The sequence below is a fragment of the Okeania sp. SIO2B3 genome (assembly GCF_010672525.1).
GTDB lineage: Bacteria > Cyanobacteriota > Cyanobacteriia > Cyanobacteriales > Microcoleaceae > Okeania.
Genome location: NZ_JAAHGH010000076.1, coordinates 1 through 14,518 on the forward strand (window position 1 = coordinate 1; position 14,518 = coordinate 14,518).

15 protein-coding genes are annotated in these 14,518 nt (G+C 36.3%); 4 read left to right on the plus strand and 11 right to left on the minus strand.

The features are described 5' to 3' along the window. Positions 1–232, plus strand: a 232-nt coding sequence (locus tag F6K15_RS28585) for a hypothetical protein (RefSeq protein ID WP_293067653.1), incomplete at its 5' end; no start/stop codon positions are given. Positions 233–242: 10 nt separating this feature from the next. Here F6K15_RS28585 and F6K15_RS28590 read toward each other — a convergent pair. Then, positions 243–815, minus strand: a complete 573-nt coding sequence (locus tag F6K15_RS28590) for a sugar O-acetyltransferase (protein ID WP_293067655.1) — start codon at positions 813–815, stop codon at positions 243–245. A gap of 350 nt (positions 816–1,165) precedes the next feature. Here F6K15_RS28590 and F6K15_RS28595 point away from each other — a divergent pair, with 350 nt between their 5' ends. Continuing rightward, the gene (locus F6K15_RS28595) at positions 1,166–1,987 is read left to right on the plus strand and encodes an alpha/beta fold hydrolase (protein ID WP_293067658.1); all 822 of its coding nucleotides are present in this window, start codon (positions 1,166–1,168) and stop codon (positions 1,985–1,987) included. Between the two features lie 251 nt (positions 1,988–2,238). On the opposite strand, the gene F6K15_RS28600 is transcribed toward F6K15_RS28595, so the two are convergent. From F6K15_RS28600 to carA, 5 genes are all read right to left on the minus strand, one after another. Beyond that, positions 2,239–2,532, minus strand: coding sequence for a DUF1816 domain-containing protein (locus F6K15_RS28600; RefSeq protein WP_293067660.1), 294 nt, complete (start codon positions 2,530–2,532; stop codon positions 2,239–2,241). 307 nt (positions 2,533–2,839) lie between these two features. After that, positions 2,840–3,703, minus strand: coding sequence for a 23S rRNA (guanosine(2251)-2'-O)-methyltransferase RlmB (gene rlmB, locus F6K15_RS28605; protein ID WP_293067663.1), 864 nt, complete (start codon positions 3,701–3,703; stop codon positions 2,840–2,842). 323 nt (positions 3,704–4,026) lie between these two features. Next, a complete protein-coding gene (locus tag F6K15_RS28610) occupies positions 4,027–4,419 on the minus strand; it encodes a Mini-ribonuclease 3 (protein ID WP_293067666.1) in 393 nt (130 codons plus the stop codon). Positions 4,420–4,800: 381 nt separating this feature from the next. Then, positions 4,801–5,178 (minus strand): STAS domain-containing protein, encoded by a 378-nt coding sequence (locus F6K15_RS28615; RefSeq protein WP_202223217.1) that lies wholly within the window; start codon positions 5,176–5,178, stop codon positions 4,801–4,803. Between the two features lie 259 nt (positions 5,179–5,437). Beyond that, on the minus strand, positions 5,438–6,592 hold the full coding sequence (gene carA / locus F6K15_RS28620) for a glutamine-hydrolyzing carbamoyl-phosphate synthase small subunit (RefSeq protein ID WP_293067669.1): 1,155 nt from the start codon (positions 6,590–6,592) through the stop codon (positions 5,438–5,440). 198 nt (positions 6,593–6,790) lie between these two features. On the opposite strand from carA, the gene F6K15_RS28625 reads away from it, so the two are divergent. Then, the gene (locus F6K15_RS28625; protein WP_293067671.1) at positions 6,791–7,471 is read left to right on the plus strand and encodes a TIGR02281 family clan AA aspartic protease; all 681 of its coding nucleotides are present in this window, start codon (positions 6,791–6,793) and stop codon (positions 7,469–7,471) included. Positions 7,472–7,741: 270 nt separating this feature from the next. Here F6K15_RS28625 and trpD read toward each other — a convergent pair whose 3' ends face one another. Continuing rightward, positions 7,742–8,809 carry an anthranilate phosphoribosyltransferase gene (trpD, locus tag F6K15_RS28630; protein ID WP_293067725.1) on the minus strand — a complete coding sequence of 356 codons (1,068 nt, stop codon included), beginning with the start codon at positions 8,807–8,809 and terminating at the stop codon, positions 7,742–7,744. Between the two features lie 350 nt (positions 8,810–9,159). Here trpD and F6K15_RS28635 point away from each other — a divergent pair, with 350 nt between their 5' ends. Then, positions 9,160–12,153, plus strand: a complete 2,994-nt coding sequence (locus tag F6K15_RS28635; RefSeq protein WP_293067673.1) for a PAS domain S-box protein — start codon at positions 9,160–9,162, stop codon at positions 12,151–12,153. A gap of 561 nt (positions 12,154–12,714) precedes the next feature. Here the strand turns inward: F6K15_RS28635 and F6K15_RS28640 are convergent. From F6K15_RS28640 to F6K15_RS28655, 4 genes are read right to left on the minus strand one after another with little or no spacing between them, the layout of a single operon-like run. Next, entirely contained in the window at positions 12,715–13,533 is an 819-nt protein-coding gene (locus F6K15_RS28640; RefSeq protein ID WP_293067676.1) for a WD40 repeat domain-containing protein, read from the minus strand. Between the two features lie 22 nt (positions 13,534–13,555). Further along, on the minus strand, positions 13,556–13,720 hold the full coding sequence (locus F6K15_RS28645) for a DUF3368 domain-containing protein (RefSeq protein WP_293067679.1): 165 nt from the start codon (positions 13,718–13,720) through the stop codon (positions 13,556–13,558). 9 nt (positions 13,721–13,729) lie between these two features. Further along, the gene (locus F6K15_RS28650; RefSeq protein WP_293067681.1) at positions 13,730–14,044 is read right to left on the minus strand and encodes a hypothetical protein; all 315 of its coding nucleotides are present in this window, start codon (positions 14,042–14,044) and stop codon (positions 13,730–13,732) included. Continuing rightward, positions 14,028–14,285 carry a UPF0175 family protein gene (locus F6K15_RS28655; protein ID WP_293067683.1) on the minus strand — a complete coding sequence of 86 codons (258 nt, stop codon included), beginning with the start codon at positions 14,283–14,285 and terminating at the stop codon, positions 14,028–14,030. The genes F6K15_RS28650 and F6K15_RS28655 overlap by 17 nt, the downstream gene beginning before the upstream one ends. Positions 14,286–14,518 lie beyond the last annotated feature (233 nt).

The window sequence follows — 14,518 nt, forward strand, 5'->3', positions numbered from 1 at the left end:
GGAGAAAATTGTATTGAAAAATACACGCAAGTGTGAGGACTGTAGACAAAATTCTTACTTCCCCCTCTTCCCCCTCTTCCCCCTCTTCCCCCTCTTCCCCCTCTTCCCCCTCTTCCCCCTCTTCCCCCTCTTCCCCCTCTTCCTACAAGGGTTTCAGGAGTTCCTTATAAGGGATAGGTTAAAACACGGGGGCTTTCAACGTCGCTTTTCGGTAAATATTGTGTATACTTAGAAACTTTTTCTCATTCAATTTCTTTGATTACGTGACAGGGGTTCCCCACTGCAACAACATTTTCAGAAATATCTTTCGTCACCACGCTTCCAGCCCCAATAACTGTATTATTTCCAATCTTTAAACCAGGAAGAATGATACAACTGCCTCCGATCCAAACATTATCCCCTATTTCAATGGGATAAGCCATTTCTTTACCTGCCATTCTTTCTGTAACGTTTATTGGATGAGTAGCAGTATAAATTTGTACATTAGGACCTAACTTTACATTACTACCAATTTTCACAATATTGCAGTCAAGAATAACACAACCAAAGTTAGCATAAAAATTATCCCCAATTTGGATGTTATACCCATAGTCACATCTAAAAGGAGATTCTATCCAACAATTTCGATCGGTTTGGAATAAATCTTTGATAATTTTGACCCTTTCTTCTTGACTAGCATCTGGAATACTATTCAATTTTTGACATAAACCTTTAGCTCTTTGTCTATCTTTTAGTAGGTCTTGATCGAAGGCATGATAATATTGCCCGTTTAGCATTTTTTGCTTTTCTGTCATTTGATTTTGGTTTGACTTCATAACAGATATTAATACTTAGGAAGGAAGAAGAAGGAAGAAGGAAAAAAGGGCGTTGCTGAATTGAAGTATGAATGTGTGATTTTTTGGTTCTGGTCAAGCCCCCGCGCATCCCCCAATTTGGGGCGAATTTTAGAGTTTTATTCCCCCCAATTTTGGGGGGCTAGGGGGGCAAAATAATACCCATAATCAGCAACGCCGAAAAAAGAAGAAGGAAAAAAGAAGAAGGAAAAAGTGGATGGGGATAGTCAATGACCTCTTCAACCAACATTGAGATAAATTTATTTTGGGAATAGCAAATATAATGGGTTCCAGAAATACTTAATAAAGACAATATTACAGAAAATATAATTATGGTCTCATCATTACCGCTAAATTTTCAAGTCAAAGGAGAAGGTTTTCCCATTCTTTGCCTCCACGGACATCCAGGTTCAGGGGAATGTATGTCAGTCTTTACTAATTCCCTCTGCCAAAACTTTCAAACTATTGCTCCTGACTTAAGAGGTTATGGCAAAAGTTATACGAAAAAAGACTTTGAGATTACTCAACATTTAGTAGATTTAGAAACACTGCTAGATCAACTTCAGATACCCAAATATTTGATCTTAGGATGGTCGTTAGGTGGAATTATTGCGATGGAGTTAGCTCTAAAAAACCCAGAGAAAGTTGCAGGTCTAATTTTAATAGGTACCGCAGCACGACCTAGAGGTAATCATCCACCCATTACTTGGCAGGATAATCTTTATACTGGTTTAGCGGGGATTATAAATTGGTTTATGCCTGGATGGCAATGGAATATTGATACTTTTGGCAAGCGATCGCTATTTAGATATCTAATTCAACAACACACGCCTGCCACCTATAAATATTTAGCAAAAGAAGCCGTCCCTGCCTATTTACAAACTTCTAAATTTGCCACTCGAGCATTAAATCAAGCTTTAAGAAGTGGCTATAACAAATTGAGCTATCTGCCCCAAATTCAATGTCCTTGCTTAGTCTTAGCTGGAGATAGCGATCGCCATATTACTCCTGAGTCGAGTCAAGAAACAGCTCTACATCTCAATCATGCACATTGGCAATGCTATCCTAACACCGCTCATCTTTTTCCTTGGGAAATTCCTCAGCAAGTGCTAACAGATATTAAAAAATGGATGCAACTTCACCAAACAGATTAGAAATTCTTGTACAAATCAATTAAAAGTCAAAACTCAAAAAAATTGATAATTTCCTAATAATAATTTATCGGCATTGCTGAAAATAGATATGAAGGCTGAAATCAAAGTAAATCAAGAGTTATTAATCAGCTTTACTATCTTTCTATCTACTATCAAACAAATAGTAATTTAGTATCTATAACTTTTATCGACTAATGACTTCAATGTTATACTATTATTCAGCAACACCATTTATCTTCAAATTTGATAATTTAAAAGGATAAGGTTTGGGGACTAAAACCAGAACTTACTACTCTTGTATCCCTACTATTTTCCAATTCATCATAAATAGTTAACTCCATAGGTTTAGACTGCTCAATAGACACCTCAATACCCTGAGAACCTTCATTTTGTAAATCTTCTATATAGCCATCCTCAGCAGCTTTTGCTTCTTCATATTTCAAAAAAGGTCCAAAATAATAAGTGCAATGAGGGTTAGCAGTAAAAATTTTAACCCACCAATCAAGACCAGAGAAGTTTAGTAAGTTTACCAATGTTTCTTTCATACTATGTTAATTATCGTTGTATTAGTAGTTGCTTTTGAAGTTACTGATTCTCACATTTACCAATATTTGTGACTTTACTAGCAAAAGTTCTAAACAAACTATCAGGAAAAATTTGAATCGATAACTAAACGATACAAATTATCAAGAGTGTTTATTATAGTGAACCGGGAGTTTCAAAATCTATCTCGTTGGTAGTAACGAAGTAGCTTATAGAAAACTGTTTTACCCATGTTAAGCTATAGTTTTCCTCTCTATTTTGTTATACTACGCAATTTCTATTTTTTCAATTATATTTTTATATTTTTCACTACATACGCAAACTTTTTGACCAGCGTTGTCTATGGATCTCATAAAGGGCCATACCAGTTGCTACTGATACATTGAGACTAGGTGTATTTCCTGACATTGGTATAGATACTAAGGCATCACAATTTTTTTGGATGAGAAGGCTTAAACCCTCTGCTTCACTACCAATAACTAAAACAATAGCTCCTGTAAACTTTACGGTATGAATAAGCTCCCCATTGTCAGCGACAGTACCATATATCCAAAATCCCTCTTTCTTCAATTCTTCCAAAGCGCGACTCAAATTAATCACTCTAGCTACCGGAAAATTTTCCAAAGCTCCTGCGGCAACTTTTGTTACAGTCGAAGTTATTCCTACTGCTCGTCTTTGTGGAATAATTAAACCTTGTACTCCCATAGCTTCTGCCGTTCTAATAATGGCTCCTAAATTATGGGGATCGTTGAGACCATCAGCTACTAGCAATATAGGTTGCTCGGTTTTAGATTTAGCTTGAGAAATTAGTTCGTCAAGCTCTTTGTATTCGTAAGGAGATATTTGAGCAGCAATACCCTGATGATTTTTTCTGTGGGTAATTTGATCTAGGCGTCTATCGTCTACTTCATCTATGATCGTACCTCTGGCTTTAGCCTCATTGAGCAATGTATGAAATCTAGGATCGTATCTTAGTGGCGGAATAACCCAGATGCGGTTTAAGGAACGCTCACTTTTGAGAGCTGCTTGTACAGTATGTCGTCCATAGATTAGATCGTCATCTTCGCTTGTATTCTCTGAACGATCGTTGTTTGACTGCTTACTTTTGAGTTTAATTGATTTCTGTTTTTGGGGTTTGTCTTGATAGTTAAATTTTGAAGGTTTTATAGGCATAGCTTATATCAAATCTAGTTTTATTTGTAATTGAAAGAGGGGCCTATACCAGAAGACCCTCGGTAATATTAAGTATCTGTGCAAATGCAAAATTAATTTAACATCTGTTAAGTAGGGAGTAAAAACTACTTTAAATACTAATTTTTAATAGACATCTCCAATAATAAAAAATCAAATCAATTATTGCATTAGATAAATCAATTCTTTCCTTCTACGACCTACGGACTTTGCATGGAACGTCCCTAACCACTACTCCCTACTTACTTGTTTTTGGAGATGTCTAATAGAGTTTAAGTCCCCTGTGAAATTAACCTTTTTAACCTTTAATCTAATTCTATGTAGCCTAGTAATTGATTTAATCGTTGAGGATCTGTTAAATATAAGTACCCAATTAAAGCTTCTAAACTGGTAGCCTGTTGATAAACTTCTGGGTCTAATCTTTTAGGTTTCCGAAAAGCAGCGTTGCGCCCTCGCTTCAGAATATCTAACTCTAAACTGGTAAGATGAGGTTTTAAATTATGTAAATGATGAGCTTGACTTTCTGCCCTAACTTGGGCTACCACCAGTTGATGATAAGACCGCGATCGCTTGGCTGGTATTAAGTAGTAGCTCCGAATAAACAATTCATAAATAGCATCCCCCAGATATGCCCAAGATGAGGGTGTAGTTTTTTGAATTTCTGTTGGTGTTAGCGCGACAAGGTTTAAATGTTGCAAACCGATCGTTCTCCTCGTTAGCCCAGCCTTTCTATTCGATTCAATATCGATCGTAACTTAAGTTTAGGTTTCAATTTACCAATACAGGCCAAATTTTGTTGTCACAATGTTTCTCATTTTTTCCCATACTTACAATTATTCTAAGTACCAATTTTTTTCTCATAATTTTGATAAATACCAAAATAATTGAGTCGCGCCACCCAGCTTTTTCAGGTGAAATGTTTTTAGAGGCTTGCTCAAATTCCCGTTACAAAAACAACTTCTGACTTCTGACGCGCGTTAACTCGATCAGGCTTGACCAACTCCCGTCTAGCCCTTTGTTTTTTTGACGGGAGATAGCATTTATAGCTATATTCAACAGTCGGTCATTGCCTGGCCTTGTCAAGATTTCTTGACATTCTCTATAGCTTCATCTAATGAAGACCGTAAGGACAAAAATTTCTCTAAACGAACCAATTTAACAGTTTGATTTACACGGGCATTGGAGATTATTTGCAACGTACCTTCTTCATATTGTTTGGTATGCTTTACCAGTTGTACGAGTGCTCCTAACCCAGAGCTATCAACAAAGTCTATTTTGGACAAATCCAAAATAATATTTTTTGGCCCTTGATCGATTTTTGTCTTCAGTGTTTTGTTAAAAGTACCTTCTGAGAAGGCATCTAGTAACCCTGTTAGGCGGAATAGCTGGTAGTTATCCCTCTCTTCATGAGTGCATCTCAGGCTAACAGTCAGGGCTAATGGCTTAGGCTCAGGAATAACACCCTCCTAGCTTGATTTTGTATAAGTCGAACATAGATTATACTTTTTTTTGTAAAATTTGTCTACTCCTACAGATAACTTAATTTTGAAAGACAAATAATGCAAAAATTGTATAATTTAGCAGGACTTACACAACTGCACTAAATATATTGGTTAATTCCGCAATAATCACCAAATAATACACTATATGTAGAGGTACTGCGTAAATCCTCATGTAAGTAAGGAATACACAAAATTTGCAGGCAAAATCCTACTTTTATTTTGAGGTTTTAGCTTTCCGCTCATCTTGCATTACCTGGACAAAACGTTCAAATAAGTAATCAGCATCGTGGGGACCGGGGCTGGCTTCAGGGTGGTATTGTACTGAGAACAAAGGTAAAGATTTATGTCGTAAACCGGCAACAGTTTGGTCATTCAAGTTAAGATGTGTAATTTCTACCTCAGTCGCTAAAGAATCTGGATTAATTGCAAATCCATGATTTTGACTTGTAATCTCCACTTGTTGCTGCAAACCTGCTGGCTGATTGAGACCACGGTGGCCAAACTTTAATTTGAAAGTGTCGGCTCCCAAAGCAAGACCGAGAACTTGGTGTCCCATACAAATGCCAAAAACAGGTTTAGATGATTTGAGTAATTCTTTAGTAGTCTCAATACCTTCGTTAACAGCAGCTGGGTCTCCTGGACCATTGGAAAGGAAAATACCATCAGGGTTATACTTGAGAATTTCTTCTGGTGGCGTATTAGCAGGAACAACTACAACTCGACAACCATAGCTAGCTAAACGTCTGAGGATATTTTTTTTCACTCCAAAGTCAATGGCCACTACTGTATACTGTTCTCCACTGTAACCAGAAACAGAAGTATTAAACTCCCAAGCTGCATTAGTAGGTTCAGACCATTGATAAACTTCTTTAGTTGTTACTTCTTGAACTAAATTCAATCCTGCCATACTAGGTGCAGACTGAACTTGTTGTAGCAATTCAGTTGGGTCTAGAATTTCTGTAGAAATTGCCCCATTCATTGCCCCTAAAGTCCGAATTTTTTTGGTCAAAGCACGGGTATCTATACCATAAATCCCAGGAATTTTATGTTCTTGAAGATACTCTGACAAAGACTGAGTAGAGCGCCAGTTACTAGGACGTGGACAAATATTACGAGCGATCGCACCCTTTATTTGTGGCTCATTGGACTCTTCATCTTCAGGATTGACCCCTGTATTTCCCAACTCTGGGTAAGTGAAAGTAACAATTTGCCCACAATAACTTGGGTCTGTGAGAACTTCCTGATAACCAGTCATTCCTGTATTAAATACCACTTCTCCAATAGTGGTTCCAGGGGCACCAAAAGAAAAGCCTTGGTAAGTAGTTCCATCTGCTAGTACCAGTAATGCAGGTTGAGCTGAGATTGACATTTTAATTCCTCTAAATTAATTAGTATTTAAAGATAGGCTGAATATCTACTTAGGTTATAGAGAGTATATTTAAGTTAACAAAAAATGTAGTAGTAATAAGTACAGATTACACTCACTATTCAAATAAGATAAAATTAACTTAAGCCTTTAAATATTACAGTAGATAAATAGTTAAAATTATTAAAAAATTTAGTAATTATGATCGAAAATTATTCACTGCACAAATCTAATAATAAAAGTCAAGTAAAGCAGATGAAATCAGAGACTGAAAAAAAACAACAGGTCAAAACAATATTTGGGCAAATACCATCAATATTGCTGACAACATTACTTTCTATAACAGGATTTGGTCTTGGTTATACTGCAGGTGCGATCGCCCAAGAATATCCAGGATGTTTTCTGCTTGATGAATTTGGAAATAGGAGAGACTTAACAATATCAGTTTGTGGTTTGTTTCCAGAAGAGTTACCAGAAGAGGTATCAACTTCTAGTACCACAGAAGGAATATACGAAATTCCGATTAAAAGTCGTCGGGGTGGTACTCCTGTAATTGATGTTACTTTTAATGGTAATCAAACTTATGAAATGATCCTAGATACTGGTGCTAGTTCTACTTTAATTACTCAAGAAATGGCAACAGCTTTGAACGTTTTGCCTTTTGAGCAAAGAACTTTTACTTTAGCTGATGGTAAAAATGTAGAACTAGGAGTTGGTATCGTCAGTTCTATTTCTGCTGGAGGTTTAACAATTAACCAGTTTAATGTTGCTGTTGCTCCAGCAGATAAAGAAAAGGGTTTGCTAGGACAAAACTTTTTTGGTAGTTATGATATGACAATTAAGGAAAATGTAGTAGAGTTGCGGGCACGTTCTAATAGTTAGGGTTTGCTTATGGAAAGTCTTTTTGTTGAGGTAGATAGTGGGGGAGTGGGAAGTGTGGGAAGTATGGGAAGTGTGGGAAGAGGCAGGGCTGTTTCAAAGTATAGAATATTCAAGATTTAGGAAGAACAGGAGATTGGGGTATAGTAGAAAAGAGATGTCTAATAGATATCTCCAAAAATCAAAAATCAAATCAATTCTTATCCATAAATTATCAATTATTCTTCCCTGTTCCCTGTTCCCTGTTCCCTGTTCCCTGTTCTCTTGAGATGTCTAATGATTTAAGAACTTAACTAACTGCTCTAATTTCAACCAAGCTGCCCCACTCTGGAGAATATCTTTAGCTTTAGCAATACCTTCTGCATGAGCTTCTAGTGGTACAACACCTGCTACTTGTAGTGCCAGAGAACTATTCAGAGCAACTACATCTGTCTGTGCAGAAGTGCCCTTACCTTGGAGAACATTCTGCAAAATTTCAGCATTTTTTTCTACCTCTCCTCCCTGTAAGGCACTTATGGGAGCAAAATTTAATCCTAAATCTTGGGGGTTAACGGTTGTCATTCGTACCTCTCCATTAGATAAAATAGCTAGGTCGGTAATGTCGCCCAAACCAGCTTCATCTAGTTTTTCTCTACCGTGGAGAACGATCGCCGATCCTACCCCTAATATTCCTAAAGCTTGAGCTATAGTTTCTACTAGATGAGAATTAAACACTCCGATGACTTGACCTTGAGGACGTAAAGGGTTAACTAAAGGACCTAAAAGATTAAACACAGTTCGTACTTTTAAAGTGCGACGTAGAGGAACTACAGATTTCATTGCTGGGTGCCAACCTGGTGCAAACAGAAAAGTTACGCCTACTTCCGATACTGCGGATATTACTTTTTCGGTGGGAGCGCTCAAACGTATTCCCAATGCTTCCAATACATCAGCAGAACCAACTTTACCAGAAGCAGAACGGTTTCCATGTTTAGCTACTGGCACTCCGGCCGCAGCTACGACAAAAGCAACAGCAGTAGAAATATTGAATGTTGAAGCTCCATCTCCACCAGTACCACAAGTATCAATAACTGGATATTTGGAGTTGGTGATGGGAACAGAGCGATCGCCATCTTCTTTTGTCAAGGATAAAGACTGTAATACTTTTGCCATACCTGCTAATTCTTCCGCAGATACACCTTTAGCTTGCAGGGCAGCTAAAATTGCTCCTGATAGAACAGGTGGAATTTCTTCTTGCAGCCATCCTTGCATTAAATTCGATGCTTGAGATGAAGATAAAGATTGGCCATCAAGTAACTGTTGTAATAAGCTCGGCCATTCATTAGTAGAAGATTTAATCATTGATGTACCTTGTTGATTTTGAGAAATAGTACCAGTCATACCTAAAAGTAAATATACATTTTTCCACTATCTAATTATCTTACGTTTATCTTGATATATATATCTTTGAAAAGAATATTTTACACAATTAAACATAAGTCTATAAAAAAAAGCCAAAAGTCAAATGCACTTATTTCCAACTTTACTCTGTAGTAATTTGATTTTTAAGATAATGGTCACATATTTAAGCCAAAAAGTTATAAATATGTCAAAATATATAATAACTAAAAGGGTGCATTGATTCAATAATAAACTTCTTCAGTAGGTAAAAATAGTTACATACAAGGATAAATCTGGAACGGGAAAATTGAATGATTAATAGTCAGAAAAGCCTGGAGACATTACAGAAAATGGAAGATAAATATCACAGTATATTTGAGAATAAAGTTGTAGGAATTTATCAAACAACACTTGAAGGACGTTACATTAGCGCTAATGCTACACTAGCTCGCATCTATGGTTATGACTCTTCTACAGAAATGATTGCTGCCTTAGCAGATATTAAAAATCAACTTTATGTAGATTCTCAGCGACGTGACGAATTTGTTGATATTTTACGAGAAAAAGGAGAAGTTTCCGAATTTGAATCCCAGATTTATCGCAGAGATGGTACAATAATTTGGATTGCTGAAAATGCCTGGGTAGTTCGCGATAAGCAGGAAAAATGTTTATATTATGAAGGATTTGTTGAAGATATTACCAGACGTAAACAGACAGAAGTCGCTTTGCAAGAGAGCGAAGAAAGACAAAGATTATTAATAGAAAGTGTTCAAGATTATGCCTTATTTATTTTGGATTCAGATGGATATGTAGTAAGCTGGAATCCTGGAGCAGAGCGTATTTATCAATATCAATCCGAGCAAATTATTGGTAGACATTTATCTACTTTTTATACTCAAAAAGACCTGAAAAATAACTTACCAGAACAAGAATTAAAAATTGCTAGAGAAAAAGGGAAATTTGCGATTGAAAAAATCTGTTTGAGGCAAAACAAAAAGCAATTCTGGGCTAATGTAATTACGACGGCTTTGTATGATCATAACCAACAATTACGTGGTTTTTCTCAAGTGACAAGAGATATTACTGAGAATAAACAAGCTATAGCTATCCAAACAGGATTAATTGCTACTCTACAAGCTTCAGAAAAAAAGTTTCGCGATTTATATGAATCCACTCAAGATGCAGTTTTATTTATAAATGAACTAGGTTGTATTGATTGTAACTTTGCTGCTTTAAAATTATTTGGCTGTACTAATAAATCAGAATTGCGTGGAAAACAACCTTGGGAGTTAAGTCCTCTAAAACAGTCTGAAAAAGAAGATTCAAGTATGATATTTCAACATTATTTAGAAATAGCATTACACAGAGGCATAGTTCGTTTTAATTGGCGATATAAACGTTTAGATGGTTCTGAATTTCCGGCAGAAGTTTTCTTAAGTTCTATGAAGTTTGATGGTAGAAGTGGTTGGCAAGCAGTAGTTTTAGATATTAGCCATCGGGTGTTAGCGCAAGAGACACTAAAGAAGGCAAATGAGGAGTTAGAAAAGTGGGTAGAAAAACGAACAGTTGAACTACAGGAGGTAGTTGAGCGATTACAGAAAGAGATATCTGAACGTCAACAAGTAGAAGTAAAGTTACGGTTATCGGAGGAAAAGTTCTCAAAAGCATTTAGTTGTAGTCCCAACCCGATCAGTATTACTACTTTTGAGAATGGGCGGTTTATCGAAGTAAATGATGGGTTTTTGGAGATAATGGGTTATTGCCGTGAAGAAATAATCGGTTTTACCGCAGAAGAGTTGAAGATATGGGTATATCCAGAAGCAAGAACCGAATTTATGCAGAATTTACAACAGCAAGGAGTTGTGAAAAATCAGGAATATGAGTTTAGAGTTAAATCTGGTGCAATTAGAGTATGGTTGTTATCTGCAGAAATTATTGATATTGGTCATGAACTTTGTTTGTTAGCAGTTATTACAGATATTACTGAACGCAAACGTGCAGAAGAAGCTTTATATGAAAGTCAAAGAAAATTAGCTACTTTAGTGAGTAATTTACCAGGCATGGCCTATCGTTTTCGCAACGATCTACATCGAAGTGTGGAATTTGTCAGTAAAGGTTGCTATTCATTAACTGGTTACCGAGTCAAAGATTTTTTTGGTTCACAGAAAATATTTTTATCACAATTAATTCACCGAGAAGATCGACAACGTTTATGGAATGCTATACGGTTTGCTATACAGGAAAATAGACATTATCAAGTAGTTTATCGAATTACTACTAAAACTGGAACAATTAAATGGGTTTGGGAACAGGGAATAGGAGTATTTTCAGAGTCAGGAAAATTAATTGCTTTAGAAGGTTTTATTACAGATATTACTGAGAGTAAAAAAGCAGAAGCAGCGCTAAAGCAATCTCGAAATGAGTTAAGAAAACAAAAGCAAAAATTAGAAAATACTTTGCAAGAACTGAATGAAGCGGAGACGACTTTAACTAATAGTGAAAAGATGTCTAGCTTAGGTCAATTAATAGCAGGAATTGCTCACGAAATCAAGAATCCTATAACTTCTGTTTATGGAAATATAGTGCATTTGAATCATTATGTTCAAGACATGATTAATTTACTAAATCTTTATGAAGAATATTGTACAGACCCACCAGATTACATTAAAAAAGAATTTGAGGAGATAGATCTAGATTTTATGAGGCATGATTTACCCAAAGTAATATCAGCAATGCAAATAGGGGCAGAAAGAATTCGTGATATTGTGAGTTCTCTGCGCAATTTCTCTCGTAAAGATGATGTGAAAAAAACTCTAATGAGTTTTCATGATGGTATTAATGGTACTTTAGTAATTCTCCAAAATCGTTTTAAAGGCCGTGGAAAAAAACCTGAAATTAAAATTCATAAAGAGTATGGAGAATTGCCTTTAGTAGAATGTTATGTGGGTATGATTAATCAGGTATTTATGAATTTAATTGGTAATGCTATTGATGCTTTAGAAGAGGCTTATGATAATTCTAGTTGCCTAGATAAAACTCCTATTATTACAATTAAAACAGAAGCCACATTAGACAAAGTTACAGTAAGGATTATAGATAATGGTTTAGGTATGAATGAGGAAGTTAAGAAGCGTTTATTTGAACGATTTTTTACTACTAAACCGGCAGGGAAAGGTACTGGTTTAGGTTTATCTATTAGTTATCAAATTATTGTGGAAAAACACAAGGGAAAGTTGAGTTGTATTTCTACCCCTGGTGAGGGAGCAGAGTTTGTCATGGAAATTCCAATTACACAGTCAGTATAAAGAAGGAAGAAGGAAGAAGGAAAAGTCATACTTAATCTGAGTTTTAAATTTTTGAACTGTCCTAACTGTTCCTTCGAGTACTATATGTAAGATTTCAATGAATTACAGCAGTTTTCTAGTTGATGAGGTACAAAGTTTTATTGCTCTAGGCAACAGCTCATCTGGCAACAGGCAACAGGGAATATAGGAATAAATAGTCTTATAGCTGTACCTCACTATCCTCAAAAGTGCTGTAAGTAATTATTAGAATTCAATAACGTGTTGAGCGATTATTATACCAATTTGAAAAAAGAATGCTATATTTAAGTGACACTTCAATTATTAAGTAATTAACACAGACTGAATATTTTTTTGATAATTATTAACCAGTTATTGTTAATTATTCTTATTTTTACCTCTCCCTGTACGGACGTTGCATAAGGGCGTCCCTACTCACTCCCCTACTCCCCTACTCCCCTACTCCCCTACTCCCGCACTCCCCCACTCCCCCACTCCCCCACTCCCCCACTCCCCTACTTCCCCTCCTGGGAGGGGTTAGGGGTGGGTTAACTTCTGACTTCATTACATGATCGCTCCCAATGCTAGCAGAGTCTCTTTTTGACCCTCTGTCAAACCTGTCGCGCCAGTAATATTCATTCCTTCATAGAGGCGTTTTGCTTTCAGGGTCTTAATGCAGCTACCTGTTTGAGTATTCCACAATCTAATAGTCTCATCTTCGCTACCACTTGCAAGCATCGACCCGTCAGCACTAAAAGCAACAGAACGGATACTATTTTCATGTCCTGTTAAACTTTGCCACAACTCACCACTGGAAACATCCCAGAGTTTAATTGTACATTCATCCCCACCAGTTGCTATCAGATTACTATTAGGACTAAATTCCATCGCTCTAATTTGCTCGGTATATTCTGCTAAAGTATGCAGACATTCTCTTGTACTGACATTCCAGAGCTTAACAGTGAGGTCATCACTAGCACTAGCTAAAGTATTACCATCTGGACTCAAAGCAATAGACCAAACGTGACCAATGTGCCCTTCTAATGTAGCTAGACATTCACCTGTATCAATATTCCACAATTTCACAGTGCAGTCATTACTGCTACTAATTAAAATTGGTTTTTGAGGATGAAAAACAAGAGACCTTACCCAATTAGTATGACCTAAACAATTAGTGATAAATTGACCGTCCGCTACTCGCCAAATATAAATATTTTTATCCGCATCTCCGCTTGCCCAAAGTTTGCCATCAGAACTAAATGCCACGCAAAGAATACTGCCTAAAGGTTCAGAAAAAATTGATTTAGAAAAATTAGAATTGCTCAAGTTAACCTGATGTAATTCAACCTTTTTAACTTCGACTTTCCTCAGTCTATTATTCAATCAGTTTTTTTCCTGTTAATACTTATTCTCCTTCTCCCACAAGTGCTAAAACTTGTTGATAAATATCAGTTATTACCCAAAAACCACTATTAATTAAATCATTTAATATAGGTTTAATTGATGAAATTACCCCTAACTGTTTAGCCTTCAATAAAACTCCTAATGTTCCTGTTATTGGGATTCCCAATTTAGTAGCCTATTTTCTACCTTTGCGTTCGTCAACTATTAATAAATCAGCCTTTAATTCCAATGCTAAAACAATGGCTTCTGCTTCTCCTGGATCTAGCTTGGTTTGTAGACTCATAACCATAGTTAAATTATTAACAGAACCTTTCTTAATCGACTTCAAGCTTTGTATTGCTAGGGTAGCTGGTTCTGTAGCACCAGCATTAATTATTTCCTGATAAACAGTTTCTGGTATAACCACTTCACCATATATTTGTTTAAGTAAATCTAGCTGCCCAACTGTAGCTAAATTACTAATAGGTGATGTGTCACTGACTACTATCATTTTCCTCTGATTCTTGTAAATTATAGAAATCTTCCATCAATTCTTCCATACCGTAATGCAAAGGAATTTGACGACTGGCAAGTAACTTTTGAAATGCTAAGTGATTCAAACAAGCAAAACGAGCAGCTTGTGCAAGGGTAAAACGTTCCTGTTGAAATAACATAACTGCTCTTTCTATTTGCAGTTGCCCTTCCGACATCTCAATTTTTTCTAATATTTCGTTTGATATAACAACACTCATCGGATATAATTTTTGATATTTTTCTTAGTGGCGTTGCTAATTCTGGGTATGATTTTGCCCCCCTAGCCCCCCAAAATTGGGGGGGATAAAACTCTAAAAGTCCCCCAATTTTGGGGGATTTAGGGGGCTTGAACAGAACCAAAGAATCGCGCATTCATACTTCAATTCAGCAACGTCTTTTTAGTTTCTCATATATTTACCGAATAATTAAAGCCTCTCCTTTAAAGGAGAAA

Bases quoted from the DNA above. Each gene is read 5' to 3' on its own strand.
- carA (WP_293067669.1), bottom strand. From the start codon at position 6,592: ATGTCAATCTCAGCTCAACCTGCATTACTGGTACTAGCAGATGGAACT.
- trpD (WP_293067725.1), bottom strand. From the start codon at position 8,809: ATGATTAAATCTTCTACTAATGAATGGCCGAGCTTATTACAACAGTTA.
- F6K15_RS28625 (WP_293067671.1), top strand. From the start codon at position 6,791: ATGATCGAAAATTATTCACTGCACAAATCTAATAATAAAAGTCAAGTA.
- F6K15_RS28635 (WP_293067673.1), top strand. From the start codon at position 9,160: ATGATTAATAGTCAGAAAAGCCTGGAGACATTACAGAAAATGGAAGAT.
- F6K15_RS28595 (WP_293067658.1), top strand. From the start codon at position 1,166: ATGGTCTCATCATTACCGCTAAATTTTCAAGTCAAAGGAGAAGGTTTT.
- F6K15_RS28655 (WP_293067683.1), bottom strand. From the start codon at position 14,285: ATGAGTGTTGTTATATCAAACGAAATATTAGAAAAAATTGAGATGTCG.
- rlmB (WP_293067663.1), bottom strand. From the start codon at position 3,703: ATGCCTATAAAACCTTCAAAATTTAACTATCAAGACAAACCCCAAAAA.
- F6K15_RS28650 (WP_293067681.1), bottom strand. From the start codon at position 14,044: ATGATAGTAGTCAGTGACACATCACCTATTAGTAATTTAGCTACAGTT.
- F6K15_RS28600 (WP_293067660.1), bottom strand. From the start codon at position 2,532: ATGAAAGAAACATTGGTAAACTTACTAAACTTCTCTGGTCTTGATTGG.
- F6K15_RS28590 (WP_293067655.1), bottom strand. From the start codon at position 815: ATGAAGTCAAACCAAAATCAAATGACAGAAAAGCAAAAAATGCTAAAC.